Below are 26,452 nucleotides of genomic sequence, written 5' to 3' on the forward strand. Positions count from 1 at the left end.
AGATTCCTCGGCAAGCTCGGAATGACGACCTCGGGGCGCTTTCTTTAGTACCCCACCCGCGCCTACCGCATGGCGATGCCGGCGGTGGTGAGGCGCTGGTAGATGCCGGCCAGCAGCTCGCTTTTGAGGGCGTCTTCCTGGCGGATGTTGTTTATCCAGAACTGCACCTTGAGGTCGTAGCCGCTGGTGGTGATGCCGCTGAGCAGGATTTCGGGGGCGATTTTGTGCAGCGTGTTGGGGTTGGCCAGAATCTCCTCGCTGATGAGGCGGCGGGCCTCGGTCAGGTCGATGTCGGGGCCTAGGGCCAGAGCTAGCTCGGTGCGGATATGGTTGTTGCTAAGCGTCCAGTTGATGACGTGGTTGCTGAGCAGGTCGCCGTTGGGCAAGATAATTTCGGAACCGGCCTGCGAAGTAAGCTTGCTGGCCCGAATGCCGATGTCCTTTACGCGGCCCGTCTGGCCCTTCACCTCAATGTAGTCGCCTACTTGGAAGGGCCGCTCGAAAATGAGGATAACGCCCGACACCAAGTTATTAATGATGTTTTGGAGCCCTAGGCCGATACCCACGCCCAGGGCGCCCAGCACAATGGCAATTTTATCGACCGGCAGGCCCGAGGCCACCGTAGCCAACAGCAGGCCCCCCACAATAATGCCCAGCCTAATGACTACCAGCCACGAGCCCTTGCGCCCCGTATCGGCACTAAACTCGTCGTCGGTGACGCCAAACAGGTAGCCGATATATTTCTGCACCTGCACCGTAAGCAAGATGATGCCCCCGAACAGCAGCACGCCGCCCAGGGTAAACGTGGTGGTGCCCAGGTGGTGCGGAGCGGTGAGCGCGTGCTCGATGAGCCGGTAGAAGAGATTATAAAGGTTGAGATTGGTGGAAACCAGCATCAGCCACAGCACGCCCACCACCACCGTGAGGCCTTTGCGCAGGGCGCTTTCGAGCTGGCCAAAATTGAGGCGCCCACTTAGGCCGCCCGCCAGCCGGCTTTGCTGGGCCTGCAAGAAAAACGCCTCGGTGACGATGCGCACGAAGGCCGACAGGGCCACGGCTTGCGTGAGCGCCACCCCGGCCGTGGTGCTGAGCAGCTTGGCCAAACTCACGCGGCCGGCCGCGCCGGCCAGCACCGCCAGCACGTGCAGGCCTCCGTAGAGCAGCGCCACCGGCCGCACAAAGGCCGCCAGCAGCTTGGTTTGGCGCAGGTAGCGCCAGAACAGCCACCCTAGGGTGGCCGCGCCGCCGTTGAGCAGCAGCATCAGCCAGCGCGTGCCCAGGCCCGGCGCCCGGTTGGCGTAGGCAAAGGCGAGGGCCAAAAACAGCGCCACCACGCCCAGCCAAAACCGAAACAGCGGGCGCGGCCAGCTGCGCCCACCCAGCCAGGTGAGCGTAGCCAGCAGCAGCAGCTGCAGCAAGTCGGTGTAAGCGGCCGGGGGCTGCAAGTCGAAAAACGGAGCCAGGCTGAACACCACCAGTAGGGCCGCCGCCACCGGCACCGGCCGCAGGTAGCGCAGCCGCTGGGCCGGCAGCGCCAGCGGCTCGGCGGCCGGGGCGCCCGCCACCGGCGCCAGGGCAACTTGCTGGCGCACCTGGCGAAAGGTGCGAAACACCCACCCAAAGAACCCTAGGGCCAACACTAGCATCCACACCCAGTAGTCCCAGTGCTCGGTGAAGTAATAGCCCATCAGCCCGCGCTGGGCGGCGTAGGAGCGCCGGACCAGGTCGCGGGTGGCATCGTCGGCGCGGATGCTGCCCGGCCGCCACAGTGGCGGCAGCGCGGCGCTCCGGTCCTGGCGGTTGAAGTGCCCAAACTGCTCGCGCACCTGGTCTTGCAGCTCCAGCGCGGCAATGTAGCTTTCCGATACGCGCGTTTGCAGGCCCGTCACGGCCTGGCGGCGGGCGGCCAGCAGGCGGGCCGTGGTGGCGTATTTGGCTTGCAGGCGGGCGAGGGCCCGACCCACAGCGGTGGGCGGCGGCACGCCGGGCCCGGTCGGCGGGGCCGGGGGCAGCAGCGTTTGCACGGTGCCCAGCTGGGTTTGCATGGCCGCCAGCTGCTGGCTGCCCTGCGAGAGGGTGGTGCGCCACTTGCCCAACTGCTCCTGCATGTCGGCCAGCAGCACGCGGTACATCTGCAGTTGCTTCACGTCCACCACGTCGCCGTACTGCTCGAAGTTCTCGCGAATGGTGACGAGGTTGTCCTCAATGGCCGGCAGGTCCTCGCTCAGCGCCTGGGTATCGGTGCTGCGCCGCACCGTGTTGTTGATGCGCCCCAGCAAAAAGTACGCCCGCTCGAAGCGCTGGGCCAGCGAGTCGGGCAGCACCGGCGCGGCGGTCGCCTTGGGCGGCTGGCGGCTAGCGGCCAGTCGTTGCCCTAGGGCCGGGCCCGCCGCCAGCAGGGCCCACAGCAGGCAAGCGTGGCCAAAGCACCTACTGCAGCTTCTGAGCAATGACGCCCAGGCAGGCCAAGGCCCGCGCTGGGTTGCAAGTAGCCTGGCTGCCCTACCCTTTGCTGGTACTAACAAGCGAAAATTTATTTTTTTGTGACCTACTAAATTTCTGTTTGCCAACCTCCTATCTTGGCAAACACAATTTCTCTACCTCACCTTCTTCATTTTCACACTCATGGAACAGCAATCCTCTGGTATGATGGGCAGCATTTTTGGCGGAATAGGCGCTTTGGTGTACATGGCCATCTTCGTCCTCGTTATCGTCGGGCTCTGGAAGCTATTCGAAAAAGCTGGCAAGCCTGGTTGGGCGTCCCTCATTCCGATTTACAACGTCATTGTCATGTTCGAAATCGTGGGCAAACCCATGTGGCAGCTCATTCTATTTCTCGTCCCGCTGGCCAACCTGTACGTGGCCATAACGCTGTACATCGGCTTAGCTAAATCCTTCGGTAAAACTGGCATTGGCAACTACTTATTCATCATCTTCTTGGGCTTCATCGCCATTCCGCTGTGGGGCTTCGATGCCGCTACCCGCTACCTAGGGCCTAGCGAGGGCCCCGGCGCCACGGCCGGCAGCGGGGGCTACGTGCCCACGGCCGGCCCGCCGCCCACCACCTACTAGCCCCCGGCCACGCAACGAAAAGGCCGGCTCCCCGCCTGGGGAGCCGGCCTTTTGCCGTTAGTCAATCTTGAGCACCGCCAGGAAGGCCTCCTGCGGAATCTCGACCGAGCCAACCGAGCGCATCCGCTTCTTGCCCTCCTTCTGCTTTTCGAGCAGCTTGCGCTTGCGCGAGATGTCGCCGCCGTAGCACTTGGCAATCACGTTCTTACGCAGAGCCTTCACCGTTTCGCGGGCGATAATCTTCTGGCCGATGCTGGCCTGAATGGCGATGTCGAACATCTGGCGGGGCAGCAGCTCGCGCAGCTTTTCGCACAGGCGCCGGCCCCAGTCGTAGCTCTTCGAGCGGTGCACGATGGCCGAGAGGGCGTCTACCTTCTCGCCGTTGAGCATCACGTCGAGCTTCACCATGTCCGACTCGCGGTAGCCAATCAGCTCGTAGTCGAGCGAGGCGTAGCCGCGGCTGATGGTTTTGAGCTTGTCGAAGAAGTCGAACACGATTTCCGACAGCGGCAGCTCGAAGTTCATTTCCACCCGCTCGCTGGTGAGGTAGCTCTGGCCTTTGATGAGGCCGCGCTTCTCCATGCAGAGCGTGATGATGGGCCCCACGTACTCGGCGGCCGTAATAATCTGGGCCTTGATGTAGGGCTCCTCGATAAACTTAATCAGGTTGGGCTCGGGCATCTCGCTCGGCGCGTTAATGACCAGCTCCTGCCCCCTGGTGCCCTCGGCGTGAAACTGCACGCTCGGCACGGTGGTAATCACGGTCATGTTGAACTCACGCTCCAGGCGCTCCTGCACGATTTCCATGTGCAGCATGCCCAGAAAGCCGCAGCGGAAACCGAACCCTAGGGCCACGCTCGTTTCCGGCTCCCACACCAGCGAGGCGTCATTGAGCTGCAGCTTCTCCATGCTGCTGCGCAGCTCCTCGTACTCGGTGGTATCGACCGGGTAGATGCCAGCAAATACCATCGGCTTCACGTCGGCAAAGCCCTGGATGGCTTCCGGGGTGGGGTTGCCCACGGTGGTGATGGTGTCGCCCACCTTCACCTCACGGGCCTCCTTGATGCCCGAGATGAGGTAGCCCACGTTGCCGGCGCTCATTTCCTGGCGGGCCTCCTGGTTGAGCTTGAGTACCCCAATCTCGTCGGCGCCGTACTCCTTGCCGGTGGCCATGAAGCGCAGCTTGTCGCCCTTGCACATGGTGCCGTTCTTGATGCGAAACAGCACCTCAATGCCCCGGTAGGAGTTGAATACCGAGTCGAAAATCAGGGCTTGCAGCGGCGCCTCCGGGTCGCCCTGGGGCGCCGGAATCCGGTCGCAGATGGCGTTTAGGATATTTTCGATGCCGATGCCGGCCTTGCCCGAGGCGTGGATGATGTCCTCCGGCTTGCAGCCAATGAGGTCCACTATCTCGTCGGTTACCTCCTCGGGCATGGCGTGGGGCAGGTCAATCTTGTTGAGCACCGGAATGATTTCCAGGTCGGCCCCGATGGCGAGGTAGAGATTGGAAATCGTCTGGGCCTCAATACCCTGCGAGGCATCCACGATAAGCAGCGCGCCCTCGCAGGCGGCAATGCTGCGGCTCACCTCGTAGCTGAAGTCGACGTGGCCGGGGGTATCAATCAGGTTGAGCGTGTAGATTTCCCCTTTGTAGGGAAACTGCATCTGGATGGCGTGGCTCTTGATGGTGATGCCGCGCTCGCGCTCCAGGTCCATGTTGTCGAGCAGCTGGGCCTGCATGTCGCGCTTGGCCACGGTGCTCGTGAACTCCAGGAGCCGGTCGGCCAGGGTGCTTTTGCCGTGGTCGATGTGGGCAATGATGCAGAAATTACGGATATTCTTCAATTCGGGGGCGTTTTTTCGCAAGCCCAAAGGTAGGCATTCGCGGGGGCAAAAGCTAGGCGGGAATAATCCCCACCGAGCCTGAATAACCCGGCAAACCGGGCGTAACGTTCCGCCCCGGCCCGCTGCTAACGCTACAGCGCTTAGTCTAGCGCTAGCTAGCTGTTCGCCTTACCTACGTAGCTGGGGGCCTGCTGAGCAGCCTGGCCTGCCGGCTGGCCCTAGGGGGCGCGGAAGTTCGGGTTTGGGACTCGCTTACTGTGCAGCCTCAAAAACTAAATGGCGGACCGAATGGTACTTTCTATAGCTAGGCTACGGTAGCCGAATGCTTTTCCCACCCCAATTCCTTTAGTACTATGGGTATTACCCTAGCGCAGGCGCAAGCCGCCATTCAGGCCGCGCTGCAAAAATCGCAGGAGCTACAGCTGAAGATGAATATCGCCGTCGTGGACGAAGGCGCCAACCTCAAGGCCTTCGCCCGCATGGAGGATGCCTGGCTCGGCTCCATCGACATTGCCATCAAGAAGGCCCGCACCGCCCGCTACTTCGACATGCCCACCGGCGACCTGGGCAAAGCCAGCCAGCCCGGCGGCCCGCTCTACCAGATTGAGGTATCCAACGGCGGCCTCATCAGCTTCCCCGGCGGCCTCCCCATCCAAGACGCCAGCGGCAAGATTATCGGGGCCATCGGCGTATCGGGCGACTCGGTGGAGAATGACCACACCGTAGCCCAGGCCGGCGTGGAGGCGGTGAAGTAGCTGTCGGCACTGCAGAACTACCAGCACGTCCTGCGCATCTGCCGTTTGCCTGCCGAAGCAGCTCTACCAAAAGATACCCTAGGGGCGTGGTAGGGCTGCTTCGGCAGGCAAACGTCAGATGCGCAGGATGTGCTTTTCTAGAACAGCTTCATTGCTTCAGCGCCGCTTGGAAATCTTGTTGAGCGTGATGTTCTGCTGGAGCTTGGACTTGAAGCGGGCGTCATCGACTGCGCTTTTAGCCTGGTGCTTGGTGGGGCGACCCTGCACCCTGGCCCGCCACATCCACCAGGAGGAGGCTTTCAGCTCGCGGCGCATGAGCTGGATAACTTCCGCTTCCGATAGCCTGAATTGCAGAAAAATGGCTTCAAACGGGGTGCGGTCTTCCCATGCCCTCTCGATGATGCGGTCAATATCCTGCGCGGGCAGTGGCGTGTCTTTCATATAGTAGTTGGGCTGGCCCGGCGAAGTGATTACGCTCGGGTAATAGTAACCAGCGAAACTCCTACATAGTCGCAGTCAGGGCGGTATAGTATGGTTTTAGCTGAGAGCCAAGAAGGCTGCAAGTGAACCTTGCGGAAGCTACCATAGCTGCCGCCGTGCAACGCCTAGGCTTGCTTAGGCACTCTGTTAGGCAGCCAGCCGGAAAGCTGGTGGCTTTTTTATGCGCCGCCCGTTCCTTTACTACTTGCTTAGCTTCTTCGGCACGGCCCAACTAGCTGGCTTCGGCCAGGCGCTGCCTGCCTCCGTGCGCGTGGTCGATGCCCGCACCCAGCAGTCTGTGCCCTACGCCTCGGTGGGGGTGCCCGGCAAGCCCCTAGGCACCGTAGCCGATGCGCAGGGCCGCTTCCAGCCCGCCCAAACGGGCGCGGCGGCTACCGATACGCTGGAGGTATCGTGCGTGGGCTACCAGCCGCGCCGCCTGCCGCTGGCCGCCCTGCAACAGCTACCCGAGCTGGCGCTGACGCCGCAGGCACAGGCGCTGGGCGAAGTGGTGGTGCGCGCCGCTACCTGGAAGCGCCGCCGCGTGGGCCGCGAGGCGGCCGGGGGACCTGTCCTGTATAGTTTTCACAGCCGCGCCGATACTCTTCCATCGGCCCGGCTCGGCCGCGAGGCCGGAGCTATTCTGCGCGTGCGGCCGGGCAGCGTGATGGAAGACGCGCACGTTTTCATCAGCCAGTACCGGTTTCAGCGGGTGCGTTTTCGGCTCAACGTGCGGGCCGTGGATGCCGACAACCACCCGGCCGCCAGCCTGCTCACCCAGGACGTGCAGCTCGCTTTGTCTGACTCGGCGCGGGGCTGGCAGCATATTGACTTGCGCCCCTACAACGTAAATGTTGGGGCCGCAAAACGGGTAGCGGTGACTCTGGAGTGGCTCGCCGGCCAGCCCAGGCCAGGCAAGCCGGCCACCTGGCGGGACTGGCCCGGCGTGGTGATGCCAGCTGCTTTTTCAGCTACTCACCACCTGGTATTCCGCCACAAGTCCGAAGACAACTGGCAGGTGCACTTGGCAAATTTGAGCCTGTATATTACGACGGTTAGTCCAGATTAAGGGGCCTAGGGGCTACAACCCCAGCCAAGGGTGCTAACGTTCTGCTAATCTTCGGGGCCTAGGGACGTCCGGCGTCTTGGGTGGCGCGCCAGTGCGGCATGGCCATCGAAATTTTGGGCTGAGTGGCTGCGGCAGTGGTAGCCGCGTTGCAACCTTCGCCAAGCTCTAGGGGCTCCCTGAGCCAACCAGCCCCACCGTGGGGCAGCCTAAACTTTTTATGAACTTTCGTTTTAGCCATTTTCTACTTGTGGGAGGCCTGAGCATCGGTGGCGCCGTGGCCCAGCAGGAGCAGCCGGGCACGCCTACATTGCGGGTGCTCAGCCACCAGAGTGGCCAGCCCATACCCTATGCCTCGGTGGGCGTGGTAGGCCGGCCCCTAGGTACTGTGGCCGACGCCCAAGGCAGTTTTATGCTGGCGCGGGTGGGCGCGGCGCCTACCGATACGGTGGTGGTTTCGTGCGTGGGCTACCAGTCGCGCCGGCTACTAGCGGCCGACCTACGCCAACTGCACGAGTTGGCCCTGACGCCCCAGCCCCAGGCGCTAGCAGAAGTCCAGGTGAGAGGCGATACCTGGCAGCGCCGCAACGTGGGCCGCGAGGGGTCAGGCGGCTTCACATTTTACAATTTCCACCTGCAGGCCGACAAAGAACCCGCCAACAAGCTGGGGCGCGAAGTAGGTGCCATCCTGGGGGTAAAACCCAACAGCTTCGTGGAGGAAGCCTATGTGTACATCCGGCAAAGCAGCTTCCGGCACCTGCGCTTTAGGCTCAACGTGCGGGCCCTCGACAGCCAAGACCACCCAGCCGCCAGCCTCCTCACCCAGGATGTGCAATTTGCCGTGGCTGATTCGGCCGCCAGCTGGCACCACCTCGACCTCAAGCCCTATACTATCAACGTGGGCCCGCAGCGCCGCATTGCCGTAACCCTGGAGTGGCTCGCCGGCGAGCCGGCCAAGCAGCAAGACTGGTACAGCGTCTCCATTCCGGCGGCCTTGTCGGCTACGCACCGCATGGTATTCCGGGATAAGTCGGAAGACCAGTGGAAGGTGCAGCCGATTAACCTAAGCCTGTATATCACAACGGCTAGCCCCGACTAAAGCTGCCGCGATACCTACCTGGCGTACCTTACCATATAGCTAATGCCACTTCCCGCTATGAATCCTTTTGCCCTGGACGAGCCGCTGGTGCTCGACGACCCCTACATCAGTCGCATGAGCGAGGCGGAGTTCTTTGACTTCTGCCAGCAGCATCGTAAGTGGCACATTGAGCGCAACGCCCAGCACGAAATCCTGATTATGGTCCCTACGTTCACCCTCTCCGGCCGGTGCAATGCCAGCCTCATCGGCCAACTATACGCTTGATGGAGCGGGCACGACGAACCTAGCTTCGTGTCTGACTCCAATGCCGGCTTCACGCTGGCCAACGGGGCCGTGCGCTCGCCCGATGCCTCCTGGGTGTCGGCCGGGCGTTGGAACGCGCTGACCGCCGCGCAGCAAGACAAGTTTGCCCAGGTGTGCCCGGAGTTCGTAGTGGAGATGCGCTCGAAAACCGACTCGCTGCGGGTGCTGCCGGAGAAAATGAAGGAATACCGCCAAAACGGAGCGCTGCTGGGCTGGCTGCTCTCCTGCGACGACGAGCGGGCCTACATCTTCCGCGCCGGGCAGGAAGGCTACGAAACCCTGGAGGGCTTCAACCGGGAGCTAGCAGGCGAGGCAGTGCTGCCAGGCCTGCGGGTGGACTTGCGCAAGCTGCGGTAGCTGTTTAATCACTATGTCAGCCCAGCACCTTTCCGTTTCCAAACAACAAACTCTTTTAGCAGCGCTTGACTTTACGCCACCCTCCGACTATCTAGTTTTTATATTCTCTAATAACATTATCCATGACCACTGCAACTATAGCTACTTAGGAATAGACGGCAGCTATCTTTATGGAGCTACTGATTTGATAGCGACCAACCTTGACTATAACGCCGCAGAATTTTATCCCGGCTATCTTTTGATAGGTTCAAACGGTGGTGGGGAGGCGCTGGCTATCGAAAAAGCCACTGGCTATTTTGTAGTGACCCCATTTATCGGCCACGACGAAGAAACTCCTGTTATTATAGGCCAAACGTGGCCTGCGTTTTGGCAGCGTTTGCAAGCAGGCAATCTATTTGGTGACAACATCTAGTGCCCCTGGCTACCCCTAGGGGGCCCGCCGTACCTTTGCCGTACCCAACTGCCTGGCGGACGGCGCAGGGAAACCGGCCGGGCGCGGGGCATGTTGAGGAACCTACCCTCTCCTACCCCTCCCCTATGTTTCCCACCCCCGCCCCCTACAAGCCGAAGAACCACGTCCGCATCGTCACGGCCGCGGCGCTCTTCGACGGCCACGACGCCGCCATCAACATCATGCGCCGCATCATCCAGAGCAGCGGCGCCGAGGTGATTCACCTGGGCCACAACCGCTCGGTGCAGGAAATCGTGGACTGCGCCATTCAGGAAGATGCCCAGGCCATTGCCATCACCAGCTACCAGGGCGGCCACAACGAGTACTTCAAGTACATGCACGACCTGCTGGCCGAGCGGGGCGCGGGCCACATCAAGCTGTTTGGCGGCGGGGGCGGCGTCATATTGCCCACCGAGATTGAGGAGCTGATGCAGTACGGCATCACCCGCATCTACTCGCCCGACGATGGCCGGGCCCTAGGGCTGCAGGGCATGATAAACGACCTGCTGGAAAAGAGCGACTTCCCCACCGGCGAGCACCTCAACGGCGAGGCCGCGCACATTAAAGACAAGAACGCCCGCGACCTGGGCCGGCTGATTTCGGCGGCGGAGAACTTCCCAGCGGAGTTTGAGCGGGTGAAGGGCCAACTGGCAGCCGATTTCCAACCGTCGAATAGCAGCCCCGAACAAGAAACCAGAAACCAGAAAATAGAAACTCCCCCCGCCCCTATCCTCGGCATCACCGGCACGGGCGGCGCGGGCAAGTCGAGCCTGGTAGACGAGCTGGTGCGGCGCTTCCTGCTCGACTTCCCCGACAAGACGCTGGCCATCATCTCGGTAGACCCTAGCAAGCGCAAGACCGGCGGGGCGCTGCTCGGCGACCGCATCCGGATGAACGCCATCAACAGCCCTAGGGTGTACATGCGCAGCCTGGCCACGCGCCAGAGCAACCTGGCCCTGAGCCGCTACGTGCAGGACGCCGTGGACGTGGTGCGGGCCGCCGGCTTCGACCTCATCATCTTGGAAACCAGCGGCATCGGGCAGAGCGACACCGAGATAATCGAGCATTCCGACGCCAGCCTCTACGTGATGACGCCCGAGTACGGCGCGGCCACCCAGCTGGAAAAGATTGACATGCTGGACTTTGCCGATGTCATCGCGCTCAACAAGTTCGACAAGCGCGGCGGCCTCGACGCCCTGCGCGACGTGCGCAAGCAGTACCAGCGCAACCACCAGCGCTGGGACGCACCGCTGGACGCGATGCCGGTGTTCGGCACCATCGCCTCGCAGTTCAACGACCCTGGCATGAACCGCCTGTACCGGGCCGTGCTGACGGTGCTAGAGGAGAAAACCGGCGTGCAGCTCACCTCGCACCTCGAAACCAGCGCCGAGCAGTCGGAAAAGGTCTACATCATCCCGCCGAGCCGCACGCGCTACCTCTCCGAGATTGCCGAGAGCAACCGCGCCTACGACCAGCGTGTGCGCGAGCAGGTGCAGCTGGCCGAAGTGGCCGGGGCGTTTGCCAAGCTGGAGGAGCACTACCGCGACGCGCGGCAGTCGTCGGCGAGCATGGTGGGCGAATTTACCAAGGAGAAGGACAAGGCTATGCGCCAGCTCGATGCCGACGCGCAGGTTATCCTGGAAAACTGGGACGCCACCTTGCAGAACTACCGCAACCCGGAGTACGTGTATAAGGTGCGCGACAAGGAAATTCGGGTCAAGACGCACACTACCTCTCTGTCGGGCAACGAGATACCCAAGGTGGCCGTGCCGCGCTACCGCGGCTGGGGCGACCGGCTGCGCTGGGCCATGCAGGAGAACTTCCCCGGCGAGTTTCCCTACACGGCGGGCGTGTTCCCCTTCAAGCGCGAGGGCGAAGACCCCACCCGCATGTTCGCCGGCGAGGGCGGGCCGGAGCGGACAAATAGACGGTTTCACTACGTGAGCAAGGGCCTGCCCGCCAAGCGTTTGAGCACGGCCTTCGACTCGGTAACGCTCTACGGCGAGGACCCCGACCACCGGCCCGACATTTACGGCAAGATTGGCAACGCGGGCGTGAGCATCTGCTGCCTCGACGACGCCAAGAAGCTATACTCGGGCTTCGACCTGACCGCCCCCGCCACCTCGGTGAGCATGACCATCAACGGCCCGGCGGCCACGCTGGCGGCGTTTTTCATGAACGCAGCCATCGACCAGAACTGCGAGAAGTACATCTACGAGCAGGGCCTGGAAGCCGAGGTAAACGCCAAAATCGACGCCATCTACGCCGCCCTAGGCCAGCCCCGCCCCCGCTACCAGGGCGAGCTGCCCGAAGGCAACGACGGCCTAGGCCTGCTACTACTGGGCGTAACCGGCGACCAGGTGCTGCCGGCCGAGGTCTACAACGACATCAAGGCCAGGACTTTGACGCAGGTGCGCGGCACGGTGCAGGCCGACATCCTCAAAGAAGACCAGGCGCAGAACACCTGCATCTTCAGCACCGAGTTTGCCCTGCGCCTGATGGGCGACGTGCAGGAGTATTTCATCCGGCACGCGGTGCGCAACTTCTACTCGGTCAGCATCTCGGGCTACCACATTGCCGAGGCCGGGGCCAACCCCATCACCCAGCTGGCGCTCACGCTCTCCAACGGCTTCACCTTCGTAGAGTACTACGTGAGCCGGGGCATGCACATCAACGACTTCGCCCCCAACCTCTCGTTCTTCTTCTCCAACGGCATCGACCCCGAGTACGCCGTCATTGGGCGGGTGGCGCGGCGCATCTGGGCCAAGGCCCTGAAGCTCAAGTACGGCGCCAACGCCCGCAGCCAGATGCTGAAGTACCACATCCAGACCTCGGGCCGCTCGCTGCACGCCCAGGAAATCGACTTCAACGACATCCGCACCACGCTGCAGGCCCTCTACGCTATCTACGATAACTGCAATTCGCTGCATACCAACGCCTACGACGAGGCCATCACCACCCCCACCGAGGAAAGCGTGCGCCGCGCCATGGCCATCCAGCTCATCATCAACCGCGAGCTGGGCCTGGCCAAAAACGAGAACCCCCTGCAAGGCGCCTTCATTATCGAGGAGCTGACCGACCTGGTAGAAGAAGCGGTGCTGCTCGAATTTGACCGCCTCACCGAGCGCGGCGGTGTGCTCGGCGCGATGGAAACCATGTACCAGCGCGGCAAAATTCAGGAGGAAAGCCTGCATTACGAGATGCTGAAGCACACCGGCGAGTATCCCATCGTGGGCGTCAACACCTTCCTCTCCTCGCAAGGCTCGCCCACCATCATCCCCGCCGAGGTAATCCGCGCCACCGAGGCCGAAAAGCAGTACCAAATCACCATGCTCGACGCCCTGCATCAGCGCAACGCGGAGGCTTCGCCGCTAGCGTTGAAGCAGTTGCAGCAAGTAGCCGTGCAGAACGGCAACCTCTTTGCCGAGCTGATGGAAACGGTGAAAACGTGCTCCCTAGGGCAGATTACGCGGGCGTTGTTTGAGGTGGGGGGGCAATATCGGCGGAATATGTAATGCTATTTAATAGTATCAAAATGGCTATACACAACAAATCTTTCTACAGCAATCTAAATCTTCAAACGGGCGGTTTTCCATCCTGGGATTCTATCTCTGATGAAGAGTGGCAAAATGTGCTTAGTAATTACGTATTTAAAATTGCCGATAGCTTTGCCTTCGATAACGTTTTCAAAAAAGAGGACTTGTTTCCAGATGGCTTAAATTACTTTACTGACTGGGCACTTGATATTGTTGGTTTAGCTGAAGCTGATGGCGATGTAGTTTGCAAGTTTCAACTTAATAAGAATTGCCGAGATAAGCTTCTAGAATATGAGTTTGCGGTCCATCATTTTGAGAGTGAAAAATTTCACAACTATTACGAATTTGACTTTCTTTATTTTTTCAGCAATAACCGATTAATTGCAACTTACATTAATCATGAAAGCGAGATTATGTTTCATGATTTGAATGATGACGAAGCAGCATTAATCGAAACCTTAGAGCCACATATAAAAGCTTCTTTTGTCGATACCTCCGTTTTCATAGCAGTTGTCAAAGCAAATAGACAATCTTGAATTAAGACTCAACTCAAACTGACGCGAGTTTAGACGAAGTTGTAATTCATGGCTAATAAGAGGTGGAGGTTGCATCTCTACTGTTGCCCTAGCGGCATGCGGCGGCAGAGTGGCACACACTTTCCCAAAAACCTTGCATCTTTGCGTAACTTCCGGCGGCCGGTCCAATTTAACGCTCTAATAATCAATAACTTGCATCCTACCTACCAGCCTTGGGCTCGTGAGACAGCAGCACGTAAGTGCCCGCTGCCAGCACTAGCCACCGACCAAGCCGCGTCAGCAGCTTAGCCGGGAGCCTGACGACGATTACCACGTAATCATCGCCACCGTTTGGTTTGTTCTCCATTGGTTTTCAAGTCATGGGCAGGAACAAATCACCCACTTCTCGAAGCCCGTGGTTTGCCGACCACGGGCTTCGCTCGTTTTACCGAGCACCGTGGTTGGCGGGAGGCTACCGCACAGCGCGGTAAAACTACTCTGCAACTGCTACCAAGTAAATCTCCTAGCCGCCGCGCCAAAGGCCGGGCGGGGCTGCTCGATACAATTCGTATCACTATCGTATTAAATCGTATCACCGGCAGCAATGGTACCGATGGCTTGTATGAAATCAGGGTGCAGGTTGGCAGCGATAGTTGTAGAGTTTCTGCTTCTTCGACCAAGGCAACGTAGTGGTAATCGGCCACGGTTTCACCAAGAAGACGCAGAAAACGCCCCTAGCCGAACTGAACCGCGCCCACAAAATCAAAGCTAAATACTATGAAAGCCACTAAGAACCTCACCAGCCTCAGCGACTTTATCGACCAGGAGCACGGTGCGCCCGGCACCAAGGCGCGCGAAGAGTTTGAGGCCGGCTACGAAACCTTCAAGCTGGGCGTGCTGCTGCAACGGGCCCGGCAGGCCAAGGGGCTGGCCCAGGCGCAGTTAGCCGAGCTGTCGGGCACCGATAAGTCGTACATCTCCAAGCTGGAAAACGACTTGAAAGACGTGCGGCTTTCTACGTTGCAGCGCATCATCGCCGACGGGTTAGGCGGGCATCTGGAGTTTTCGATAAAATTCTGAGCTACCCGAAGCCTCTAGTCCCCACCGCCGCGCCGGCAGCCAAGCGGGGTGGCGCGCAAAGCAACTACTGCCTAGACCAGTCGTAACGATAGGCTCACCCACCCCCCACCCTGTTATGGCCGATAAAACTCTGAAGGAGATTGCCGCCAAAATGGCTAATCTCGACATTGCCCTGCTTACCACGCGCACCAGCCGGGGCCAACTCACCAGCCGGCCCATGAGCAACAACGGCGATGTGGAATACGATGGCAACTCCTATTACTTCACCTTCGAGAAGTCGCGCACGGTGCAGGACATCACCGAGGACGCGCACGTGAACCTGGGCTTCAGCGGGGCGAAGGGGCTGTACATATCCATTACGGGCGCGGCGTCTTTGATTCGGCAAAAGGCTATTTTGCAGCAGCACTGGGTGCCGAGCCTGAACCAGTGGTTTCCCGAGGGTGTGGATACGCCCGGCGTGGTGCTGGTGCACGTGAAGGCCCAGCGCATCAAGTACTGGCAGGGCGAAGACGAGGGCGAGCTACACATTCGCTAGCCCTAGGGTTCGCCGGGGCGGGCTAGTCGCGGCCAACGGATGGCTTCCGTGGTGGGTTGCCTACTCGCCAGCCTGGCTGTGCCACTGAATGGCGAAGTAGCTCACCGGGGCCCTGCTGGTGTTGGTGAAGGCGTGGGGCACGTTGGCCCGCAGCAGGATAACATCGCCGGCCGCGGCGGGGTAAGTCTGGTCGTTAATCTGAATCTGACCCTGACCCTGGGTCAGCAGCACGATTTCCTCGGCGCGGTGCGTGTGGGGCGGGTGGCTGGCTAGGCCGGCCTTGAGCACGGTGGCGTGCACATCGAAGCGCGGGAACATGGACGAAGGCCGGTCGAATACGGGCCGGGTTTCACCCTTATCGGTCTTGATGACTCGGAAGCCGGGCCAGGCAAGCAGCCGGGACCCCCCGCCGGCCTGGCCCCGGCGGGCATCGGCGCCGGCCACGGCCGTGAATTTCAGCGTCCAGTAGCGGGCGGGGGCGGCCGATGCGTTGCGCAGGGCGGGCGCGGTGCCGGCCATGGCGAGGAGCACGCCACCGGCCCCCAGCGTTCTGGTGGTATCGGCGAGCGTGGCCGTTAGCTGGCCCTGCGCCACGATGAGTAGTTCCTCGGCCCCGGTGGGCCGCGGGCGGCTAGCCTGTCCCGGCGCCAGCGTGGCGGTGGTAACTTCCAGCGCGGCCAGGTCCAGGGTGCTGCCCGTGAGAAGCTGGGTGGTAGCCGCGCCGGGCGCGGCTGGCGCGTGGTACACGGCCGAGGGGAGCGAATCGGCGGGGAGCGCCAGGGCGGCTAGGGCCACCACGGCCAGATAGCATGCGTGCATGAGCAGAAAATAAACAAGCGCTTAAAAGGTGGCGGCCCCACGCTGGCCGGCTACCCGCACCACCACGGCGGGCGGGTGGGCGAAGTACTGCCAGGCGTTTTCGGCCTGCTGGGCGGTGCAGCGGCCGTTATAAACGAGCAGGCGGTAACGCAGGGCGTAGGTTTGGCCGGGCAGCAGGAGCCAGTCTTTGGTTTTGGTGGGCGAAAAGTTGGCGAACACGTCGCCCCGGCCGTTCATGTTATCGGGCCAGATGCGCAGCGGCTCGGGGTAATTGTAGTTGGTGGGGAAGGCGAGCAGCAGCACGCCGCCGTAGTCGCCGGCCCCGAGCTGGCCCTGCACCAGGCACCAGCGGGCGGTGGTGCCGTCGGCATCGTGGCGGGTTTTGCCAGCCGAGGTCAGCACCTCGCTGTTGGCTTGGTTCCAGGCGGCGGTGGCGCGCCAGCCCAGGCCGCCGTAGCGGTAGGCCAGCAGCCGCACCGGGCTGGCGCTGGCGCAGCTCAGCTCGATGCTGAGGTCGGCCAGGTAGGCATCGGGGCCGGCGGGGTGGTACACGCGCACGGCCTGCACCTCGCGGAGGGCCGTTTTTTCGGGGCGGCCCCTAGGGAAGGCCACGTGCGCTTGCAGCACCTGGTAGCCGCCGTATACCGGGCCGGCGCTGGTGGCCAGCACCCCGGCAAAGCGCACGGTTCCCTTGCGGTCGGCCAGGTTCCAGAAGTCTACCGTGTCGCCCTCGAACAGCACGTGCGTCCAGGGCGCCCACAGGCCGTAGTGGTGGTAGTGGTCGGGGGCCTGTATGCGGGTCAGCTCCTGGCCGTGGGGCGACCACAGTGGATGGATGAAGCCGCTGCGCTTGTAGGCCGTATCGATGCCGGGCGGCGGGTACACGGGGCGGTAGTTGTAGCGCAGCAGCGGCCGGCCGCCGGCTTGCAGCACTAGGCCGCCCTGCTCGTCGGCCACTTGCACGGCGGCGGGCGCTGGCCGGGGGCGCGCGGGCACCTGCCGCAGCTCGTAGGTGTGGGTGGGCGCGGGGCCGGCCAGGGCCAGCCAGTGCAGCACGCGCTCGGGGCGGCGCTCTACTTGCAGGGGCACCACCGTGCGTGCGCCGCCGCGCACCTCCACCAGTTGCAGGGCCGAGTCGGGCAGCAGCGTGAGGGCGTCGAGGCTGGTGCTGAGCGGAATGGCCAGCCCGCCGGTGGGCCGCGCCAGGGTCACGGTGAGCGTGGCCAGGCGCTGGGCCGCGGCGCGGGTGGGGCCGGCGGCCAGCAGCAGGGCCAGCCCGCCGAGGCACCGGCGGCCCCAGAGGAGGAGCAGGCTAGCCATCAGAAGGTTGCGTGCGGGCTGGTGTAGGCCCACCCTAGGGCCTTGAGCATGGTATCGGGCTTGCCGGTGAGGTGCGTGGCGTGAGCAAGCACGAGGGAGTGCAGGTCGAGGCCCTGGTAGCGGCCGGACTGCAACAGGGTGGCTAGGCGCTGGTAGGGCTGCTGCTGGCTAGGGGGCTCCAGGGCACCGACCTCCATAAACACGTGCACCGGCAGCGCGGCGTGGGTGGCGTGGTAGGCTTTTTCCAACTCAAACAGCTGCCCACTGTCGTAGCCCAGGGCCGGGCTGCCGAGCAGGATGTTTTGAAACAGCGTAGGCTTGCTAAACAAGACGTAAGCCCCAAACAAGCCCCCCAGCGAGTAGCCGTAGTAGGTGCGCCGGGCGGGGTCGGCGCGGTAGTTTTTTTCGATGAGCGGAAACAACTCCTGCTCGATAAACCCCAGAAAGGCCGGGGCGCCCCCGCTGCCGGGCCGGTCGGCCGTAGCCGTGGGCGTGAAGTCGCGGGTGCGCTGGTTGCCGGGGCTGCCGATGGGGCCACCGTCACCGATGGCCACCACCAGCGGCTCGGGAATGTGGTACTCGGCCATGAGCAGGCCCAGGTATTCGAGGGTGGGCGCGAAGTCGTTGTCGCCATCTACCACGTAAAGCACCGGGTAGCTCGCGGTGGCCGCCGGGCTGTAGCCGGCCGGCAGGTGCACGTACACGTCGTAGGGGTGGCCGGCCACCTTCGACTGCACCACGCGGTGCTCGGACTGGGGAATGGTGACGGGCGGCACCGCCTGGGCCTGGCTGGGCTGGGCCAGGCACCCGCCGAGCAGGCACCACCCCGCGCACTTTAAGAACAAGGTAACCGACATACGCACACGCGGAAGAAAGTACCCGCCGGCGGTGGCGGGCCGGGCAAAGTACGCCGCCGCCCCACGTACTTGGAACTACCGGATAGGTTTCGGAGAAAAGCCAGGCGGCGGCGGCCACCACCGGCCCTTTCGCGCAAAGGATGCCGATAGGTAGGCGCTTGAGCAGCCGGTCCTTAGGGCAGCCGGGCCAGCACCTCCCCTAGGGTCGCCACCTGCTCGAAGGGCACGCCCGCCAGCTCGGCCTCGCTTACCCGCTCGTGAATCCAGGTGGCGTGGTAGGGCACGTGGATGGCGCGGTAACCCAGCCGGGCCACGGGCAGCACGTCGGACTTGAGCGAGTTGCCAATCATCACGAAGTTATCGGGGGTAAGGTGGTAGCGCCGGAACAAGCGGCGGTAGGTGGCCTCGTCCTTCTCGCTCACGATTTCTACGTGGTCGAACAACGGGCCCAGGCCCGAGCGGGCCAGCTTGGCTTCCTGGTCGAAGAGGTCGCCCTTGGTGAGCAGCAGCAGCTGGTAGCCGCGCTGGCGCAGCTGCGGCAGCACCTCGGCCACGCCGGGCAGCAGCTCGATGGGGAAGCGCAGCAGGTCTTTGCCCAGCTCCAGCAGGCGCTGGATTTCGGGGCCAGTTACCTGGCCGGCGGTCAGCTCGATGGCGGTTTCGATGAGCGAGAGGGTGAGGGCGCGGGCGCCGTAGCCGTAGAGGGCCAGGTTGCGGCGCTGCACGGCGTAGAGGCGCGGGTGCAGGGCCTCTGGGCTGCCGTGGGCGGCCAGCATCTCAAAAAACGTGGCCTCCACCGCGTCGAAGTGCGGCTGGTTGGGCCAGAGGGTATCGTCGGCGTCGAAGGCGATGAGCATGGGGTACAAAGAACGGCATGCTCAGCTGTCGTCCGCGCAGCCGAAGCCTCTCTGCCGCACCGCCTGGAAAAGCAAGCGAGCTGCCTCGGCTGCGCGGACGACAGCTGAGCATGCCGTTCTTTTGGGTTCTCAACAGTACCCTATGCGACACCCCATCGACCTCGCCACCTGGAACCGGCGCGAGCATTTTGAGTTCTTCTCCCAGTTCGACGAGCCGTTTCACGGCCTGGTGGCCAACGTGGACTGCACCCCAGCGCTGGGCGAGGCCAAGCGCCTAGGGGTGTCGTTCTTCCTGTACTACCTCTACCACGCGGTGCAGGCCGTGAACGCGGTAGAGAACCTGCGCGACCGCATCGAGGGCGGCCAGGTGTACCGCTACGACCGCATCCACGCCTCGGCCACCCTCGGGCGGCCCGACCACACGTTTAGCTTCAGCTTCATCGAGCAGCACGACGAGCTGGCGGCCTTCGTGCGCGGGGCCCAGGCCGAGATGGCCGCCACCCAGGCCAGCACCGGCCTGCGCCTCGGCCCCAGTACCGCCCGGCCCGACGTCATCCATTTTTCGGCCATCCCGTGGGTGCGCTTCACCGGCCTGACGCACGCCCGCCGCTTCGGGGGGCCCGACAGCGCCCCCAAAATATCGGTGGGCCAGACCTACCGCGAAGGCGCCGCCACACTGATGCCCGTATCGGTGAACGTGCACCACGGCTTGGCCGACGCCTACCACGTGGGGCTATTTTTAGCAGAGTTGGGGCGGCGGCTGGGCTAAGGCGGGCCAGGCGGGGCCGGGGCGAGCGCGACCAGCGAGCTACCGCGGACGCGGGCGGTGCTAGGTTTGCTTATGCGTATTCCTTTTTACGGGCTACTGGCCCTAGGGCTGCTGGGCGCCGGCCCCGCCGCCACGGCCCAAACCAGTGCTTGGAACGGCCGGCAGTGCGCCGTGGTGCTAACCTACGACGACGCCATAGACGCCGACCTCGACAACGCCCTGCCGGCCCTCGACTCGCTGGGGCTGCGCGGCACGTTCTACCTCATCGGCTCGTCGCCGGTGGTGAGCAAGCGGCTGCCCGAGTGGCGCCGGGCGGCCCAGCGCGGGCATGAGCTGGGCAACCACGCCCTGTTTCACCCCTGCGATGGCACGCTGCCCGGCCGCGGCTTCGTGACGCCCGACAACGACCTGAGCAAATACACCGTGAGCCGGGCCGTGGCCGAGGTGCGCGCCAACAATACGCTGCTCACTGCCATCGACGGCAAAACGGCGCGCACCTTCGCCTACCCCTGCGGCGACCGGCAGATTGGGGGCGTCTACTTCTACGAGCAGCTCAAAAACGACTTCGTGGCGGCCCGCGGCGTCACGCCGGGCCTGCAAACGGCCGCCCAGGTCAAGCTCGATGACATTGACTGCTACATGATTAACGGCCAGTCGGGCGACTACCTCGTGAACCTGGTGAAGCAGGCGCAGCAGTCGCACACGCTGCTGGTGTTCCTGTTTCACGGCGTGGGCGGCGGCCACAGCCTCAACGTGTCCTTGGGGGCGCACCGGCAGCTGCTGCGCTACCTCAAGGCCCACGAGCGCGACCTCTACATCGCGCCGATGGTGGAAGTGGCCGGGCGCATCCGGGCGGTGCAGCCGGCATCGGCGGCCGCCAAGTAGCCGGCGCGGGCACCCGCATAGCCGCACCGCTTTTACTTTGTAGGCGTATGCACGTGGCCAGCAAGCAACCCACACATTTTAGCGGCGGGACCCGCCTGGTGGCGGCCAGGGGGCCTAGGGGAACCGGCGGGCGGGCGGCCCGGCTGCTGGCGCTGGGCCTGCTGCTGGCCGGCGGCGGGGAGGCGCAGGCGCAGGCCCGTCCGCCCGATTTTCGGGTTATCGCGTTCTTTACGGGCAAGCAGGATTTGGCCCACATCAGCTTTGTGCGCGAGGCCAACCAGTGGTTTCCGCGCATGGCGGCGCAGTACCATTTCGCCTACGACACGACCTCTGACTGGCAGCACCTGAACGCGGCGTTTTTGGCGCGCTACCAAGTGGTGGTTTTTTTGGATTCGCGGCCCGAGCAGGCGGCGCAGCGGCTGGCTTTTCAGCAGTACATGGAGCACGGCGGGGCGTGGCTGGGCTTTCACTTCGCGGCCTTTGCCCTCACGCCCTCCGCCTACCCGCAAAACTGGGCCTGGTACCACGAGCAGTTTTTGGGCAGCGGCGAGTACGCGGGCAATACCTGGCGGCCCACGGCGGCCGTGCTGCAAGTGGCCGACCGGCACCACCCGGCCACGCGCCACCTGCCGGCCACCTTCCGCTCGGCGCCCAACGAGTGGTATAAGTGGACCCGTGACTTGCGCCAAAACCCGGCTATCGACGTGCTGCTGGCCATCGACCCCAGCAGCTTTCCGCTCGGCACCGGGCCCAAGCCCTTCGAAATCTGGCACGCGGGCTACTACCCCGTGGCCTGGACCAACCGGCGCTACCGCATGGTGTATGCCAACATGGGCCACAACGACCTGGACTACGAGCACGGCACCAACCAGCCGCTATCGTCCACCTTCAGCAGCCCGGCCCAAAGCCAATTCCTCCTCAACAGCCTGCGGTGGCTGGGCCGGCGCTAGCGGCCAGCCCCAAGCCCTAGGCCCGCCGCGCCGCCCAAACCTCTGCTGGCGGCGGTTATCAGGTAGTTGCCTTTGAGGCCGCGCCGGTCGCTGGCGGCTACCGTACGCACGCCGCCTTTCTTTTCCATGCCCGCTACCCTCACCATCGCGCCGCACTCAACCCATCCGCTCACCGCCAACCGCCTGGGCTACGGCACCATGCGGCTGACGGGCCCCCAGGTTTGGGGCGAGCCTGCTGACCGCCCGCAGGCGCTCGAAATTCTGAAAACCGCCGTGGCCAGCGGAGTTAATTTCTTCGACACGGCCGACTACTACGGCGACGACGTGACCAACCGCCTGCTGGTGGAGGCCCTGTATCCTTACCCGCCGGACTTGGTTATCTGCACCAAAGTAGGTGCCACCCGCCGGCCCGATGCCAGCTGAGTGCCCTTCAATACGCCCGAAAACCTGCGCACCAGCATCGAAAACAATTTGCGCACGCTCCGGCAGGAGCAGGTGCAGCTTGTGCACCTGCGGCTGATGGGCGGCCGGGGCGGCGTGCCGCTCGCCGAGCAGCTGGGCGCGATGTACGACATGCAGCGCGCAGGCAAAATCCAGCACGTGGGCGTGAGCAACGTGACGCCCGAGGAGCTAACCCAGGCCCTGGCCCTAGGCGAAGTAGCCAGCGTAAAAAACATGTACGGCTACGCCCGGCGCACCACCCTGCGCGATGGCCACGGCAAAACTCAGGGCGGCGAAGAGGTACTGCCCTTGTGTGAGCAGCACGGCATTCTGCTGGTGCCGTTTTTCTCGCTGGTGCACGGCCTGCCCAAGGCTGGCAATAAGCTGGCCGAGCTAGCCAAGCAGCGCGGCATCATCGAGGCGCAGCTCAACCTGGCCTGGCTGCTACACAAGTCGCCCCTGTTGCTACCCATTCCGGGCACGTCGTCGCTGGTGCACCTGCGCGAAAACCTGGCCGCCGCCACCATCGAGCTAAGCGCCGAGGAAATGGCTTTCCTAGGGTAGCTCGCAATTAAAACGCGGCTGGCAGTGCGGCAAATTGCGGCGGCGCGTAATTAATTCAGCAAGTGGCTAATTCAGTTGCCAGCTCACCCATGCGCACCACGCGGCTTTCTGGTAGCTATCCTAATTATTTGCTACCTACTTAGGCATTTCACTAAGGCTATTTAATAAAATTGCGGCCAAGTAGTTTTAGCCAATTATAAATGTGGCGCGGGTGCCACAGGGCTATTTAGCAGCGAGCACAGTTTTTTAGCGAGCCGCTCAGCGCCAGTATTTTTTTAAGGTTTAAGGTTTTGGCGGCTTGGCTACCTCTTCGCCCTAGCGCTGCCCTACTGCTTTTGACAAGCCAGCTAGTATATACAGCCTACAGCAGCTAACTACCCCTTATAAATAGCCGGTTCGACTTATACCAGCTAACGCTACTAAGTTTTCAGCGGTAATTTTCATTTACAACAGCGGCACAATCTGCGTGCCGGCCTATCGGCAGTGCGGCGCCGGCTGCGTAGGCCGCCATTGCGCGCCCAACGCGCCTAGGGCAATGGCCAAAAAAAAGGCCCGACTAGCATAGTCGGGCCTTTTTTTACGTTCGGTTACTCGGCGGCTGATTTGCGGGGCCGACCGGGCTTTTTAGCAGTGGTGCCGTCGGCGCCATCCTCCTTGGGGGCGCGGGGCGTGCGGACTTTGCGCTCTTTGGGGGCCGCCACGTAGTCGTCGGCCATTACTTTCTCCATATCGCTCAAGGCGCCTTGGAGGTTTTCCACCGCGCTGGTTACTTTCTTAAGCGCGCGCTTTAAGTCGCCCTTTACCGCGTCGGCTTGCTGAGCCGTTTCCACTACTTTTTGGAATTCATCAAAATTTAAGGCCATTGTTCAGTTGGGCTAGTGCTGGGTGATTGTAGGTGCACGCAAAGGTAAAGGCGACTACTTATTAATTGCTACCGCCTCGCTGGTTATTTTAAGCGCTTCAGCGATTTTTTGCTTTATTTACCAATAAAGAAGATGAGTATTTTAGTTCCGCTAACAAGCAATAACTGAATTACTCTTATTTATTTACGGGCGCCTAGGCCGAGCAATAAAAGCCTGGCTACCCTAGGCCTGCTACGCGTAGAAATGTCGCTATATAAATACAAAAACGCCGCGAGCTACTCCCGTAAACTCGTCCGCTACCTTCAGCGCAGCCAGCTCTCAAACTGCTAGCTAGTGAGCAGCAATCCGCTGGCTTTTATTTAGCGCTCCGCCATGCAGCGGCTAATTTGGCAGGCTAGCGAACAACTGATTACTAGCTGGCTACCTAGCTATTGCCGCTTAACTTGCGCCCATCCTAAGCGGTAGCAACTCGCGCTATTTATTACAAAGCGGGGCTCTGAAAACCCAGGTTGCGCAGCCCGGTTTTTATTTCGGGGCAGCTCATAAATAATTGCCACAACAGGCCGCTGCGCGCATTTTCGAGCATCACTACCTGCGGGCCTTGGTCGATGGCCAGGTAGGAGTCGGCAAACCAAAGGCGCTGCAAATTAAAGGCGTCTTTGAAGCCGTAGTCGCCCCACAGCTTGTCGCCGAGGGTGTAGTAAAAAAACCGGAGCGCGGGCAGGCAGCGGGTGGTATCGTAGGGCACCGAGGCCACGGCGGCAGTGGGCGCGATGGTGCCATTGTCGGCGGTGGGCGAGTGGGCGGCGTAGCCGCCGGGGTCGTCGCTGGCGGTGAGGCCCCAGCAGGCGGCGCTGTAGCCGGCGTAGCGGCCGGGGTTGGCCACGCAGTAGGCCTGGTTGAGGCGCACGTGGGCCGTGACCTGGGTTTGGTAGTTGGCGTAGGTATCGGTGAGGCCGCGCGGGTCGATGCCCAGAAACGAGTAGTGCGCGAAGAACAGCGGCCCGCCGCCGGCCTCGCCCAGGGGCAGCGGCACGCCGTAGTACGCCTGGCCGTTGGCGATGGCGCCGGCGCGGGCCCAGCCCTGGTCGTACACCACCCTAGGGATGGCGCGGGCCGGCACGCGCGCGGCGGCGGCCAGCGCGTACACTATCAGGGCCTCGTTCCAGCCCTGGATGGGCTGGTTGATGGCAAACTGGTAGGTGGGGCTCCAGTGCCAGGTGAGCACGTTCTGGCCCGGCTGCCGAAACCAGGCCCAGTCTACGCCGTCCCAGAGCTGATTGATGGCCGTGCGCAGGGCGGTTTCGTTGGCGTCGGCGCCGCTGAAGTACTGGCGGGCGCACAGCAGGCCTTGCAGCAGCAGGGCGGTTTCGACCAGGTCGGCGCCGTCGTCCTTGGCGCTGAAGGGGATGGTGGCGCCGGTGGCGCCGTTGAGCCAGTGGGCGTAGGCGCCGTGGTAGGCGGTGGCGCGGGTGAGGTAAAAGCCGACGATGAGCGCCACGCGGGCCCTGGCCTGCTCGCGGGTGATGAAGCCGCGGTTGGCGGCGGCCAGCATGGCCATCACCCCGAAGCCGGTGCCGCCCGTCGTCACCACGTCGCCCGAGGTGTTGCGCTCGCGGGCCAGGCCGCTCACGGGGTGACCAAACTCCCAGAAGTACCGAAACGTTTGGCGCTGCACCAGGTCGAGCAGCGCCGGGGTGCTGAGGCGCGCAAACTTGGCTGTGCTGTCGATGCCCGTCGAGAAGCTGACCACCGCCGACTGGCCTAGGGGCTGGCCGGCCGCGCTTTGCAGCGAGCTGGTGACGGTGAGGGTATAGCGGCTGAGGCCGGGCAGCGCCGCGGCGGAGCGCACCAGCAGGGTGGTGTCGTTGGGCAGGCTGGCCGCGTAGGCCAAGGCCCCACCCGCGCCGGCCTGCAGGCTGATGGCGCGGTTTAAATCCTGCCCGCGCAGCAGGGGCGCGCTGAAGGTGAAGGTGAGCTGCGGCGTGCGCGGCACCGCGCTGAAGCTGGTGCCCGCGGCCCCGTTGAGGCGGCTGGTGCGCAGGCTAAACGGGGCGGGGGTGGGCGTTTCGGGGGTGCGCTGGCAGGCGCCCAGCCCAGCCGCGGCCGCCACTACCCCGCCCAGCAGGAAAAGGCGAATCATGCCCGAAGCTACGACGGCCAGCTAGCCGGGTTGGCGCGGGGCCGGGGCCCTAGGGCCGCCAGCCCGAGTAACCTGGTCAGCCAGGCGCTATCTTTGGCCATCAGCTCATTACCTTATGAATAACTTTTACGTCGCCAGCCCCACTTACCACACGCGGCGCGGCCGCCGGCTGCTGCAGCTGCTCAATGCCGGCCTGCGGCGGCTGCGCACGGGGCACTACGCGCAGCCGCTGCCCCACCCCGTGGTGGACATGAGCACGCTGGAGCAGCGCATCAACTACTTCCACCTGCTCGACGCGGTGCTGGCCTACCAGGTGCCCGGCGAGGTGGTGGAGCTGGGCTGCTTCACGGGGCAGTGCGCCCAGCTTTTCCAGCAGGTGCTCGCGCAGCGTGGCAGCGCCAAGCAGCTGCACCTCTACGACAGCTTCGAGGTGAGCTTCACCCTCACGAAGCCCATTGAGCAAGTGCTGCACCGCAATTTTGCGCGGGCCGGCCTGCCGCAGCCGGTGCTGCACAAGGGCTACTTCGAGCAGACGGTGCCGGCCGAGCTGCCCGCCCAGATAGCCTTTGCGCACATCGACTGCGGCTTTGGCAACGATAAGCTGGCCCACAAGGCGGTGGTGCTGCACTGCCTGCGGGCGCTGTACCCGCGCCTGAGCCCCGGCGCCGTGTGCGTGCTCATGGACTACCAGCGGCCGCCCTTCCTGCCCGAGAGCTACGGCGAGATAAACCCCGGCGTGCTGCTGGCGGGCGAGGAGTTTCTGGCCGACAAGCCCGAGCAGATGGTGGAGCTGTATGGCAACCAGTACGCGCACGGCTTCTTCCGCAAGCTGGCCTAGGACCTAGGACCTAGGGCTGGCCGCTGGCCAAAACCCTAGCTTCGCCGGCGAC

At 63.1% G+C, this 26,452-nt stretch carries 26 protein-coding genes and 2 pseudogenes; 18 read left to right on the forward strand and 10 right to left on the reverse strand.

Going from position 1 to position 26,452, the window contains the following annotated elements; genetic code table 11:
* Window positions 1-62: 62 nt before the first annotated feature.
* Window positions 63-2,450 (reverse strand): mechanosensitive ion channel domain-containing protein, encoded by a 2,388-nt coding sequence (locus tag HHL22_RS05355; RefSeq protein WP_169529913.1) that lies wholly within the window; start codon window positions 2,448-2,450, stop codon window positions 63-65.
* A gap of 175 nt (window positions 2,451-2,625) precedes the next feature.
* On the opposite strand from HHL22_RS05355, the gene HHL22_RS05360 reads away from it, so the two are divergent.
* Window positions 2,626-3,072, forward strand: a complete 447-nt coding sequence (locus tag HHL22_RS05360; protein ID WP_195809226.1) for a DUF5684 domain-containing protein — start codon at window positions 2,626-2,628, stop codon at window positions 3,070-3,072.
* Window positions 3,073-3,129: 57 nt separating this feature from the next.
* Here the strand turns inward: HHL22_RS05360 and lepA are convergent, their stop codons facing one another.
* The gene (gene lepA, locus HHL22_RS05365) at window positions 3,130-4,917 is read right to left on the reverse strand and encodes a translation elongation factor 4 (RefSeq protein WP_169530979.1); all 1,788 of its coding nucleotides are present in this window, start codon (window positions 4,915-4,917) and stop codon (window positions 3,130-3,132) included.
* Between the two features lie 353 nt (window positions 4,918-5,270).
* Here lepA and HHL22_RS05370 point away from each other — a divergent pair, with 353 nt between their 5' ends.
* Window positions 5,271-5,672, forward strand: a complete 402-nt coding sequence (locus HHL22_RS05370; protein WP_169529914.1) for a GlcG/HbpS family heme-binding protein — start codon at window positions 5,271-5,273, stop codon at window positions 5,670-5,672.
* Window positions 5,673-5,828: 156 nt separating this feature from the next.
* Here HHL22_RS05370 and HHL22_RS05375 read toward each other — a convergent pair whose 3' ends face one another.
* On the reverse strand, window positions 5,829-6,113 hold the full coding sequence (locus HHL22_RS05375) for a TIGR03643 family protein (RefSeq protein WP_169529915.1): 285 nt from the start codon (window positions 6,111-6,113) through the stop codon (window positions 5,829-5,831).
* Window positions 6,114-6,333: 220 nt separating this feature from the next.
* Between HHL22_RS05375 and HHL22_RS05380 the strand changes: the two genes are divergently transcribed.
* The 11 genes and pseudogenes from HHL22_RS05380 (at window position 6,334) to HHL22_RS05425 (ending at window position 15,094) form a co-directional block, all read left to right on the forward strand.
* Window positions 6,334-7,221 carry a carboxypeptidase-like regulatory domain-containing protein gene (locus HHL22_RS05380; RefSeq protein WP_169529916.1) on the forward strand — a complete coding sequence of 296 codons (888 nt, stop codon included), beginning with the start codon at window positions 6,334-6,336 and terminating at the stop codon, window positions 7,219-7,221.
* A 217-nt stretch (window positions 7,222-7,438) separates the two neighbouring features.
* On the forward strand, window positions 7,439-8,317 hold the full coding sequence (locus tag HHL22_RS05385; RefSeq protein ID WP_169529917.1) for a carboxypeptidase-like regulatory domain-containing protein: 879 nt from the start codon (window positions 7,439-7,441) through the stop codon (window positions 8,315-8,317).
* A 57-nt stretch (window positions 8,318-8,374) separates the two neighbouring features.
* The gene (locus HHL22_RS05390) at window positions 8,375-8,581 is read left to right on the forward strand and encodes a hypothetical protein (protein WP_169529918.1); all 207 of its coding nucleotides are present in this window, start codon (window positions 8,375-8,377) and stop codon (window positions 8,579-8,581) included.
* 24 nt (window positions 8,582-8,605) lie between these two features.
* Window positions 8,606-8,977: pseudogene (locus HHL22_RS05395) on the forward strand (Uma2 family endonuclease); the annotation flags it as partial.
* Between the two features lie 13 nt (window positions 8,978-8,990).
* Window positions 8,991-9,389 (forward strand): SMI1/KNR4 family protein, encoded by a 399-nt coding sequence (locus HHL22_RS05400; RefSeq protein WP_169529920.1) that lies wholly within the window; start codon window positions 8,991-8,993, stop codon window positions 9,387-9,389.
* Between the two features lie 125 nt (window positions 9,390-9,514).
* Window positions 9,515-12,943, forward strand: coding sequence for a methylmalonyl-CoA mutase family protein (locus tag HHL22_RS05405; RefSeq protein WP_169529921.1), 3,429 nt, complete (start codon window positions 9,515-9,517; stop codon window positions 12,941-12,943).
* Window positions 12,944-12,963: 20 nt separating this feature from the next.
* Complete coding sequence (locus tag HHL22_RS05410) at window positions 12,964-13,500, forward strand: hypothetical protein (protein WP_169529922.1); 537 nt, start codon at window positions 12,964-12,966, stop codon at window positions 13,498-13,500.
* A 330-nt stretch (window positions 13,501-13,830) separates the two neighbouring features.
* A complete protein-coding gene (locus HHL22_RS23925) occupies window positions 13,831-14,169 on the forward strand; it encodes a hypothetical protein (protein WP_241737970.1) in 339 nt (112 codons plus the stop codon).
* Window positions 14,169-14,270, forward strand: a complete 102-nt coding sequence (locus HHL22_RS23930; protein WP_317172628.1) for a hypothetical protein — start codon at window positions 14,169-14,171, stop codon at window positions 14,268-14,270. The genes HHL22_RS23925 and HHL22_RS23930 overlap by 1 nt, the downstream gene beginning before the upstream one ends.
* Window positions 14,257-14,559, forward strand: a complete 303-nt coding sequence (locus HHL22_RS05420; RefSeq protein ID WP_169529923.1) for a helix-turn-helix domain-containing protein — start codon at window positions 14,257-14,259, stop codon at window positions 14,557-14,559. The genes HHL22_RS23930 and HHL22_RS05420 overlap by 14 nt, the downstream gene beginning before the upstream one ends.
* A gap of 115 nt (window positions 14,560-14,674) precedes the next feature.
* On the forward strand, window positions 14,675-15,094 hold the full coding sequence (locus tag HHL22_RS05425; protein ID WP_169529924.1) for a pyridoxamine 5'-phosphate oxidase family protein: 420 nt from the start codon (window positions 14,675-14,677) through the stop codon (window positions 15,092-15,094).
* A gap of 60 nt (window positions 15,095-15,154) precedes the next feature.
* On the opposite strand, the gene HHL22_RS05430 is transcribed toward HHL22_RS05425, so the two are convergent.
* From HHL22_RS05430 to HHL22_RS05445, 4 genes are all read right to left on the reverse strand, one after another.
* Complete coding sequence (locus HHL22_RS05430) at window positions 15,155-15,913, reverse strand: cupin domain-containing protein (protein ID WP_169529925.1); 759 nt, start codon at window positions 15,911-15,913, stop codon at window positions 15,155-15,157.
* Window positions 15,914-15,934: 21 nt separating this feature from the next.
* Window positions 15,935-17,233 carry a DUF6807 domain-containing protein gene (locus tag HHL22_RS05435; RefSeq protein ID WP_169529926.1) on the reverse strand — a complete coding sequence of 433 codons (1,299 nt, stop codon included), beginning with the start codon at window positions 17,231-17,233 and terminating at the stop codon, window positions 15,935-15,937.
* Window positions 17,233-18,090, reverse strand: coding sequence for an alpha/beta hydrolase (locus tag HHL22_RS05440; protein WP_169529927.1), 858 nt, complete (start codon window positions 18,088-18,090; stop codon window positions 17,233-17,235). Before HHL22_RS05440 ends, HHL22_RS05435 begins: the two co-directional genes overlap by 1 nt.
* Before the next feature lie 173 nt (window positions 18,091-18,263).
* Window positions 18,264-18,947 carry an HAD family hydrolase gene (locus HHL22_RS05445; protein WP_169529928.1) on the reverse strand — a complete coding sequence of 228 codons (684 nt, stop codon included), beginning with the start codon at window positions 18,945-18,947 and terminating at the stop codon, window positions 18,264-18,266.
* A 142-nt stretch (window positions 18,948-19,089) separates the two neighbouring features.
* On the opposite strand from HHL22_RS05445, the gene HHL22_RS05450 reads away from it, so the two are divergent.
* From HHL22_RS05450 to HHL22_RS05460, 3 genes are all read left to right on the forward strand, one after another.
* Window positions 19,090-19,716, forward strand: a complete 627-nt coding sequence (locus HHL22_RS05450; RefSeq protein ID WP_169529929.1) for a chloramphenicol acetyltransferase — start codon at window positions 19,090-19,092, stop codon at window positions 19,714-19,716.
* Window positions 19,717-19,788: 72 nt separating this feature from the next.
* A complete protein-coding gene (locus tag HHL22_RS05455) occupies window positions 19,789-20,601 on the forward strand; it encodes a polysaccharide deacetylase family protein (RefSeq protein WP_169529930.1) in 813 nt (270 codons plus the stop codon).
* Between the two features lie 47 nt (window positions 20,602-20,648).
* Window positions 20,649-21,551 carry a ThuA domain-containing protein gene (locus HHL22_RS05460; protein ID WP_169529931.1) on the forward strand — a complete coding sequence of 301 codons (903 nt, stop codon included), beginning with the start codon at window positions 20,649-20,651 and terminating at the stop codon, window positions 21,549-21,551.
* Here HHL22_RS05460 and HHL22_RS24210 read toward each other — a convergent pair.
* The gene (locus HHL22_RS24210) at window positions 21,548-21,679 is read right to left on the reverse strand and encodes a hypothetical protein (protein ID WP_262888341.1); all 132 of its coding nucleotides are present in this window, start codon (window positions 21,677-21,679) and stop codon (window positions 21,548-21,550) included. The two genes, HHL22_RS05460 and HHL22_RS24210, sit on opposite strands and share 4 nt — an antisense overlap.
* Between HHL22_RS24210 and HHL22_RS05470 the strand changes: the two are divergent.
* Window positions 21,678-22,556 (forward strand): annotated as a pseudogene (locus HHL22_RS05470) (aldo/keto reductase). The gene HHL22_RS24210 and the pseudogene HHL22_RS05470 overlap by 2 nt on opposite strands.
* Before the next feature lie 587 nt (window positions 22,557-23,143).
* Here HHL22_RS05470 and HHL22_RS05475 read toward each other — a convergent pair.
* Entirely contained in the window at window positions 23,144-23,419 is a 276-nt protein-coding gene (locus tag HHL22_RS05475) for a hypothetical protein (RefSeq protein ID WP_169529934.1), read from the reverse strand.
* 481 nt (window positions 23,420-23,900) lie between these two features.
* A complete protein-coding gene (locus HHL22_RS05480; protein WP_169529935.1) occupies window positions 23,901-25,562 on the reverse strand; it encodes a glucoamylase family protein in 1,662 nt (553 codons plus the stop codon).
* Between the two features lie 115 nt (window positions 25,563-25,677).
* Between HHL22_RS05480 and HHL22_RS05485 the strand changes: the two genes are divergently transcribed.
* Window positions 25,678-26,400, forward strand: coding sequence for a class I SAM-dependent methyltransferase (locus tag HHL22_RS05485; RefSeq protein ID WP_169529936.1), 723 nt, complete (start codon window positions 25,678-25,680; stop codon window positions 26,398-26,400).
* Window positions 26,401-26,452 lie beyond the last annotated feature (52 nt).

Origin of the sequence: Hymenobacter polaris, assembly GCF_012927305.1 — a bacterium.
Lineage (GTDB): Bacteria > Bacteroidota > Bacteroidia > Cytophagales > Hymenobacteraceae > Hymenobacter > Hymenobacter polaris.

Excerpts from the sequence above, each read along its gene's own strand:
- HHL22_RS05360 (WP_195809226.1), top strand. The coding sequence starts at position 2,626 with ATGGAACAGCAATCCTCTGGTATGATGGGCAGCATTTTTGGCGGAATA.
- HHL22_RS05370 (WP_169529914.1), top strand. The coding sequence starts at position 5,271 with ATGGGTATTACCCTAGCGCAGGCGCAAGCCGCCATTCAGGCCGCGCTG.
- HHL22_RS05375 (WP_169529915.1), bottom strand. The coding sequence starts at position 6,113 with ATGAAAGACACGCCACTGCCCGCGCAGGATATTGACCGCATCATCGAG.
- HHL22_RS05380 (WP_169529916.1), top strand. The coding sequence starts at position 6,334 with ATGCGCCGCCCGTTCCTTTACTACTTGCTTAGCTTCTTCGGCACGGCC.
- HHL22_RS05385 (WP_169529917.1), top strand. The coding sequence starts at position 7,439 with ATGAACTTTCGTTTTAGCCATTTTCTACTTGTGGGAGGCCTGAGCATC.
- HHL22_RS05390 (WP_169529918.1), top strand. The coding sequence starts at position 8,375 with ATGAATCCTTTTGCCCTGGACGAGCCGCTGGTGCTCGACGACCCCTAC.
- HHL22_RS05400 (WP_169529920.1), top strand. The coding sequence starts at position 8,991 with ATGTCAGCCCAGCACCTTTCCGTTTCCAAACAACAAACTCTTTTAGCA.
- HHL22_RS05405 (WP_169529921.1), top strand. The coding sequence starts at position 9,515 with ATGTTTCCCACCCCCGCCCCCTACAAGCCGAAGAACCACGTCCGCATC.
- HHL22_RS05410 (WP_169529922.1), top strand. The coding sequence starts at position 12,964 with ATGGCTATACACAACAAATCTTTCTACAGCAATCTAAATCTTCAAACG.
- HHL22_RS05420 (WP_169529923.1), top strand. The coding sequence starts at position 14,257 with ATGAAAGCCACTAAGAACCTCACCAGCCTCAGCGACTTTATCGACCAG.
- HHL22_RS05425 (WP_169529924.1), top strand. The coding sequence starts at position 14,675 with ATGGCCGATAAAACTCTGAAGGAGATTGCCGCCAAAATGGCTAATCTC.
- HHL22_RS05430 (WP_169529925.1), bottom strand. The coding sequence starts at position 15,913 with ATGCACGCATGCTATCTGGCCGTGGTGGCCCTAGCCGCCCTGGCGCTC.
- HHL22_RS05435 (WP_169529926.1), bottom strand. The coding sequence starts at position 17,233 with ATGGCTAGCCTGCTCCTCCTCTGGGGCCGCCGGTGCCTCGGCGGGCTG.
- HHL22_RS05440 (WP_169529927.1), bottom strand. The coding sequence starts at position 18,090 with ATGTCGGTTACCTTGTTCTTAAAGTGCGCGGGGTGGTGCCTGCTCGGC.
- HHL22_RS05445 (WP_169529928.1), bottom strand. The coding sequence starts at position 18,947 with ATGCTCATCGCCTTCGACGCCGACGATACCCTCTGGCCCAACCAGCCG.
- HHL22_RS05450 (WP_169529929.1), top strand. The coding sequence starts at position 19,090 with ATGCGACACCCCATCGACCTCGCCACCTGGAACCGGCGCGAGCATTTT.
- HHL22_RS05455 (WP_169529930.1), top strand. The coding sequence starts at position 19,789 with ATGCGTATTCCTTTTTACGGGCTACTGGCCCTAGGGCTGCTGGGCGCC.
- HHL22_RS05460 (WP_169529931.1), top strand. The coding sequence starts at position 20,649 with ATGCACGTGGCCAGCAAGCAACCCACACATTTTAGCGGCGGGACCCGC.
- HHL22_RS24210 (WP_262888341.1), bottom strand. The coding sequence starts at position 21,679 with ATGGAAAAGAAAGGCGGCGTGCGTACGGTAGCCGCCAGCGACCGGCGC.
- HHL22_RS05475 (WP_169529934.1), bottom strand. The coding sequence starts at position 23,419 with ATGGCCTTAAATTTTGATGAATTCCAAAAAGTAGTGGAAACGGCTCAG.
- HHL22_RS05480 (WP_169529935.1), bottom strand. The coding sequence starts at position 25,562 with ATGATTCGCCTTTTCCTGCTGGGCGGGGTAGTGGCGGCCGCGGCTGGG.
- HHL22_RS05485 (WP_169529936.1), top strand. The coding sequence starts at position 25,678 with ATGAATAACTTTTACGTCGCCAGCCCCACTTACCACACGCGGCGCGGC.